Genomic DNA, 6,491 nt, shown 5'->3' on the forward strand with positions numbered 1-6,491 from the left:
ATGAGTGCCTCCGTGAGCAGGGCGGAGCGGAAGAAGGCGGGGCGGGAACGGGCGGGCACCGGGAGGGGACCTGGACGATTCGCCGTTAGGGTGGGCTGAAACTAACCAGGACTTTCGGCCGACGGGATCACCGCGAGACGAAAATCGACGGAGAGGCGCGAACATGGAAGATCTGTCGACTCCGGAGACCCCTCCCGAACGCCGCTCTGGACGGATCGGCATCGGCCTTGCCCTGGATTCGGTGCATTTCAAGATCCTGGATGTACTGCGCACCCAGGGCCGGATCTCCGTCGCGGCCCTCGCGGAACGCGTCGGTGTCTCGCGCGCGAACGCCTACACCCGCCTCGAGGCCCTGCGTGCCGACGGCGTGATCAACGGCTTCAGCGCCCGCGTCGACCACAACCGGGTCGGTCTTGAGATCTGCGCGCTGATCTTCGTCACGGTCCGCCAGGAGCTGTGGAAGCAGTTCCGTACGGCGCTCGCGCAGATGCCGGAGGTGGAGTACTGCGCCGTCACGACCGGCCAGCACGACGCCATGATCCAGATCCGGGTGGCCGACGTCACCGCCGTGCACCGCCTGGTCACCGACCGGCTGTCCACGATCCCCGCGGTCCGCGCGACCGAGACGGTGATCATCCTGGACGAGGTGCTGCGCCGCCCCTACGTCCTGCCGTCCGCGCCCCGCTCCGGCGAGACGACGACCGGCGCCCCGCAGGACACCTCGGGCACGAGCCAGTTCGGCATGACCCGCTTCATCCGCGCCGCCGAGGGCCGGGCCGACCTCCAGCGCACCTCCGATCAGGAGGAGTGAGCGGCGGTCCCGAGCCCCGGACATCGAAATGGGGCCTGTTCCGCACACCGTGCGGAACAGGCCCCATTCGTTTCGGAGCGCCGGGCAGGCCTTGCACCTGCATCTCCCCGCAGGAAGCGGGGCGTCTTTCCTTGGACCACCAACGCAGCGCCGGGCGACGGGAGTTGCGGCGTCCGGCTCAAGATCCACCTTAGCCCACGGAGCCGCGTCGGGCCAACGCGCGGTCGGCCCTGACGTTCGCTCCCGGGGCATTGTCAGTGGTGGCGGGCAGGATGAACGTCATGACTACACCAGCTGCAGTGATCGTGGACGCCGCCGGCTACGCGCAGGCGGTCGAGGACGCGGTGAAGGCGTCGGCCGCCTACTACACCGGGGGCACCTCGGTGCTGGACGACGACTCCTACGACCGGCTGGTGCGCGGTATCGCCGCCTGGGAGGCCGACCATCCCGATCAGGTGCTGCCCGACTCCCCGTCCGGAAAGGTCGCCGGCGGCGCGGTCGAGGGCGACGTCCCGCACACGGTGGCGATGCTGAGCCTGGACAATGTGTTCTCCCCCGAGGAGTTCACCGCCTGGACCGTCTCGCTGGCCCGAAGAACCGACCACGAGATCACGCGGTTCAGTGTGGAACCGAAGCTCGACGGCCTGGCCATCGCCGCCCGCTACGTCGACGGCCGCCTCACCAGGCTCATCACCCGCGGCGACGGGACGGCCGGGGAGGACGTGTCCCACGCGATCGGCACCATCGAGGGCCTGCCCGCCGAGCTGACCGAGCCGGTCACCGTCGAGGTGCGCGGCGAAGTCCTCATGACCACCGCCCAGTTCGAGCACGCCAACGAGGTCCGCACCGCGCACGACGGACAGCCGTTCGCCAACCCGCGCGGCGCCTCGGCGGGCACCCTGCGCGCCAAGGAACGCGCCTACACCGTGCCGATGACGTTCTTCGGCTACGGCCTGCTGCCGCTCGCCGGCACGGAGGCGGGGCTCGCGGAGCGGCTGGGCGAGCTCGCGCACAGCGAACTCATGGACCGGACGGCCGAGTTGGGCATCAACGCCACCGCCACCACACCCGTGCCCGGCATCACCGCCGACACGGTCGAGGAGGTGCTGACCCGGGTGCGGGAGATCGCCGCGCTGCGCGCCGGGCTGCCGTTCGGGATCGACGGGATCGTCATCAAGGCCGACCTCGCCGCCGACCAGCGGGCCGCCGGGTCCGGCACGCGGGCGCCACGCTGGGCGATCGCCTACAAGCTCCCGGCGGTGGAGAAGATCACCCGGCTGCTGGAGGTGGAGTGGAACGTGGGCCGCACCGGCATCATCGCCCCGCGCGCCGTCCTGGAACCGGTGGAGATCGACGGGGCCACCATCACCTACGCCACCCTCCACAACCCGGGCGACATCACCCGCCGCGATCTGCGTCTGGGCGACCACGTCATGGTCCATCGGGCCGGCGATGTCATCCCGCGCGTCGAAGCGCCCGTCGCGCATCTGCGGACCGGCGAGGAACAGCCCATCGTCTTCCCCGAGGTGTGCCCGCGCTGCGGTTCCGGCATCGACACCAGCGAACTGCGCTGGCGCTGCGAACAGGGCCGCAACTGCCACCTGGTCGCCGCCCTGTCCTACGCCGCAGGACGCGACCAGCTCGACATCGAGGGCCTGGGCCACACCCGCGTCGTCCAGCTCGTCGAGGCGGACCTGGTCGCCGATCTCGCCGACGTGTTCGCCCTGACCCGCGAGCAACTCCTGGGCCTGGAAAGGATGGGCGAGACCAGCACGGACAACCTCCTCGCCGCGATCGTCACGGCCAAGGGGCAGCCGCTGTCCCGGGTGTTGTGCGCGCTCGGGGTACGCGGCACCGGCCGGTCCATGTCCCGCCGTATCGCCCGCTACTTCGCCACCATGGACAACATCCGCGCCGCCGACGCGGAGACGATGCAGCGGGTCGAGGGCATCGGCACCGAGAAGGCTCCGTCGATCGTCGCCGAACTCGTCGAACTGGCCCCGCTCATCGACAAGTTGGCCGCCGCCGGCGTCAACATGACCGAGCCCGGCGCGACCCCGCCCGCTCCCGTGACGGACGACGCCACGACCGACGGCGAGGGCACGCCGGACACGGATACGGCTGCGGGTACGAGTACGGGCGCGGGCGCGGGCGCGGCGGACGGTCCGCTGGCCGGGATGGCGGTGGTCGTCACCGGTGCGATGACCGGCCCGCTGGAGAAGCTGAGCCGCAACGAGATGAACGAACTCGTCGAACGTGCCGGTGGCCGCTCCTCCTCCAGCGTCTCCAAGAAGACCACCCTGGTCGTCGCGGGCGCCAACGCGGGGTCGAAGCGCGCCAAGGCCGAATCCCTCGGCATCCGGCTGGCCACCCCCGAGGAGTTCGCGGTCCTGATCGCCGACTACCTCGACTGAGGGAACGAATCGGGCCGGTCGGCCGTTCTTCACTGTGTGCGGCCCCGACTGGTCTCCCCCGTCCGGTCGGGGCCCCTTTCACTCCCAGGGGCGACCTCCCGCACTCCGCGACAAGGGCAGAATGGACGCCACACAGCCGCTGCGGATGGGGAGTTCATGGACACGCGTACGTTCGACGCGCTGACGGAGTCGATGAAGAGCGCGTACGTCGCGGGTCTCAGCGAAGGCGCCGTGCCCCGCCCGGTCATCATGCCGCTCGTGCGCGGCGAGTTGGTCGGGCTGATCTGGCTGCGCCCGGTCGAACCCGGCCGGGACGCCCTCACCGCGATCGCGTCCCTGTCGAACATCGCCGCGGCGGCCGGCGCCGACGAGGTCGTCCTCGCCTGGGAGACCCAGGACGTCGCCACCGTCTGCGAACTTCCCGCCGACGGCCCGTCGCCGTGCCTCAACATGGTGCACGCCACGAAGGACGGCCACACGCTCCACCAGTTCCCGTACACCGAGGACCCGGCATCGGCCGAACCGCACTGGCAGCCGGCCCCGGCTCCCCAGCCCGACGGCACGCTGGTGCCGCCCGTGCGGGCCGCGGTCGACTACGCCTTCACTCCCCTCGATCTGGACCACCCCTCCCCGTTCGGCGTCACGGTCGTCCTGATGGAGGAGGACGGCTACAACCTGCGCCTGACGGAGGCCTTCGCCTTCTGACCACTTCCGGGTCCGGCGCCATCATCATTCGGCACACAGAAAACTGCCGTTACAGACCTGACACAGTTCATGGCACATCGGCACCGCGCGCCCGCCCCGGGCCTAGGCTGTGCCGGTGACCAGTGTCGATGTCGCCGCAGGACCCGCCGCCGAGAGCGGCCCCGAGCCGCGCACCCAGTCCCTGATGCTGACCTTCTTCGGCGCCCATGTACTGGGGCGGCCCATCGCCGTGTCGTCGGGCAGCGTGATCGCCGCGCTCGGCAGGCTGGGCAGCACCGAGGAAGCGGTGCGGACCACCCTGAACCGCATGGTCAAACGCGATCTGCTGGAGCGCAGCCGCCAGGGCCGCAAGACCTATTTCGGACTGACACCGCACGCCGTCCAGGTACTGACGGACGGCCGCGACCGCATCTGGAGCACCGGCGCGGTGAACCGGGACTGGGACGGCCGCTGGACGATGGTCGGCTTCTCACTGCCCGAGGCGTGGAGCCGCGAACGGCACGATCTGCGCTCCCGGCTGATCTGGGCGGGCTTCGGCCCCCTGCAGAACGGCCTGTGGGTGGCACCGGCCCCCGTCGACGTCCGCGAGATGGTGGCGGGCCTCGGCCTGGAGCCGTATCTGCGGGTGTTCAGGGCCGAGGTGGAGTCGCCGACCGACGTCCGCGAGGTGCTTGAGCAGGCGTTCGACGTGCCGGCCATCGGCGCGCGCTACCGGGCGTTCCTGGAGCGCTGGGACCGTACCGACCCGCTGCCCGCGACCGCCTCCGGCGACGAACTCGCGGGCCAACTCCTGCTGCACACCGACTGGTTGGACCTCGTACGACGGGACCCGCACCTGCCCGCCGAGCATCTGCCCGCGGACTGGCCGGCCGCCCAGGCGGAGACCGTCTTCCGCGGCCTGGCCGGCCGCTGGGACCGCCCGGCGGCACGCGCCGCCGCACGTCTGCTGGACACCCTGACGCTGGGCTGATCCACCTCCGACCCCCGCGCGTCCACCCCGCACACCCCGAGACGCGCACCCCCTTGCCTCATTATTGGTCAGTCTCTTGACGGCCATTAAAAAAGAGCCCTACATTCGCAGCGCTCTTCCAGCTCGGCCTTCCTGCCCGCTCCCCCACTCGGTCCCCCCTCGACCCGCGGAGCCGCCGTCATGACCCGACCCCGTCTCTCGACCCTCGCCGCAGCCTGCGCGACCGCCCTCGCCACCGCCCTGATCGGCCCGGTGACCAGCGCCCATGCCACGACCGCCGCCCACTACTCCGGCACGCTGACCGACGGCGCCACCTGGATCGCGGACACACCCGACCACTGGAACGGCACCCTGCTCCTGTTCAGCCACGGCTTCGGCCCTACGACCGCTGCCGACACCCCGTCGCCCGCGGTGGCCCAGGCTCTGCTGGCCGCCGGTTACGCCCTCGCCGGCTCCTCCTACGACCCGAACGGCTCGATGTGGGCGCTCGACTCGGCCGAGCGGGACCAGTTCGCCGCGCTCACCGCGTTCCGCCGAGAGGTCGGCACCCCGACCCGGGTCATCTCGGTGGGTCAGTCCATGGGTGGCCTCGTCAACGCGGAGATCGCCCGCGACGGCGCCGGACGCGTCGACGGTGCGCTGGGCCTGTGCGGCCTGGTCGCGGGCGGTGTCGACCTGGACAACTACCAGCTGGACGCGGAGTACACCCTGGCCACGTTCTTCGACCCCGCCGACGCCGACTCCCTGGTGAACCTGGGCAGTCAGGCCGACGGCGGAGCCCTCGCCGACCGCCTCACCAAGGCCGTGGAAGCGGCGCAGCAGACTCCGGCGGGACGCGCCCGGATCGCCCTGGCCGCCGCCTATCTCAACCTGGCCGACTGGGCACCCGGTCAACAGCCGCCCGCGCGGCGGGACTTCGCGGGCCAGGAGCAGCAGCAGTACGCGTGGCTGGCGCAGGGTCTGCTCGGGTTCATCGTCCCGGCACGCTGGTCGGTGGAGCAGTCGGCCGGCGGCAACACGTCCTGGAACAAGGGCGTCGACTACGCCGGGCTGCTGCGCGGATCCGCCCACTTGAAGCAGGTCGAGGCGCTCTACCGTGACGCCGGGCTCGACCTGCGCACCGATCTGAACCGACTCACGCATGGTGCGGACATCACGGCCGACCCGGTCGCGGTGGCCCGTCTGAAGCGGACCTCGACCGCCGGGCAGGGGCTGGCCGTACCGCTGCTGGACATCCACACCACCGCCGACCAACTGGTGCCCGTGGAACAGGAGTCGGCCTTCGCCGGGCGGGTGCGCGCGGCCGGAGACTCCTCGCTCCTGCGCCAGGCCTATGTGGCCCGCCAGAGTCACTGCAACTTCACCACCGCCGAAGTGGTCGCCGGTCTGCACGCGGTGGAACACCGACTGGACACCGGGCACTGGGGCGACTCCGCGACTGCCGCCCAACTCCAGCGCAGCGCCGATGAGTTGGGCCTCGACGGCGCCGCCTTCACGGACTACCGCCCGGGCCGCCTGACCGGCGCGCGCTGATCCCGGCGCCGGCCCCGAGACACCCGCCCGCAGCTCCATCCCGTCCCCGCCCCCGTCC

5 protein-coding genes are annotated in these 6,491 nt (G+C 71.3%); all 5 read left to right on the forward strand.

All coding sequences use genetic code 11. The features are described from left to right. Positions 1–163: 163 nt before the first annotated feature. A complete protein-coding gene (locus tag JHN45_RS49405; RefSeq protein WP_200715695.1) occupies positions 164–811 on the forward strand; it encodes an Lrp/AsnC family transcriptional regulator in 648 nt (215 codons plus the stop codon). A 281-nt stretch (positions 812–1,092) separates the two neighbouring features. After that, positions 1,093–3,225, forward strand: coding sequence for an NAD-dependent DNA ligase LigA (gene ligA / locus JHN45_RS49410; RefSeq protein ID WP_236584971.1), 2,133 nt, complete (start codon positions 1,093–1,095; stop codon positions 3,223–3,225). A 156-nt stretch (positions 3,226–3,381) separates the two neighbouring features. Continuing rightward, on the forward strand, positions 3,382–3,930 hold the full coding sequence (locus JHN45_RS49415) for a hypothetical protein (RefSeq protein ID WP_201056016.1): 549 nt from the start codon (positions 3,382–3,384) through the stop codon (positions 3,928–3,930). A 109-nt stretch (positions 3,931–4,039) separates the two neighbouring features. Continuing rightward, positions 4,040–4,900, forward strand: coding sequence for a PaaX family transcriptional regulator C-terminal domain-containing protein (locus tag JHN45_RS49420; RefSeq protein ID WP_200715692.1), 861 nt, complete (start codon positions 4,040–4,042; stop codon positions 4,898–4,900). 180 nt (positions 4,901–5,080) lie between these two features. Next, a complete protein-coding gene (locus JHN45_RS49425) occupies positions 5,081–6,433 on the forward strand; it encodes an alpha/beta hydrolase (protein ID WP_201056017.1) in 1,353 nt (450 codons plus the stop codon). Positions 6,434–6,491: the final 58 nt, after the last annotated feature.

Origin of the sequence: Streptomyces sp. MBT53 (genome assembly GCF_016654115.1) — a bacterium.
In the GTDB taxonomy this organism is placed as follows: domain Bacteria; phylum Actinomycetota; class Actinomycetes; order Streptomycetales; family Streptomycetaceae; genus Streptomyces.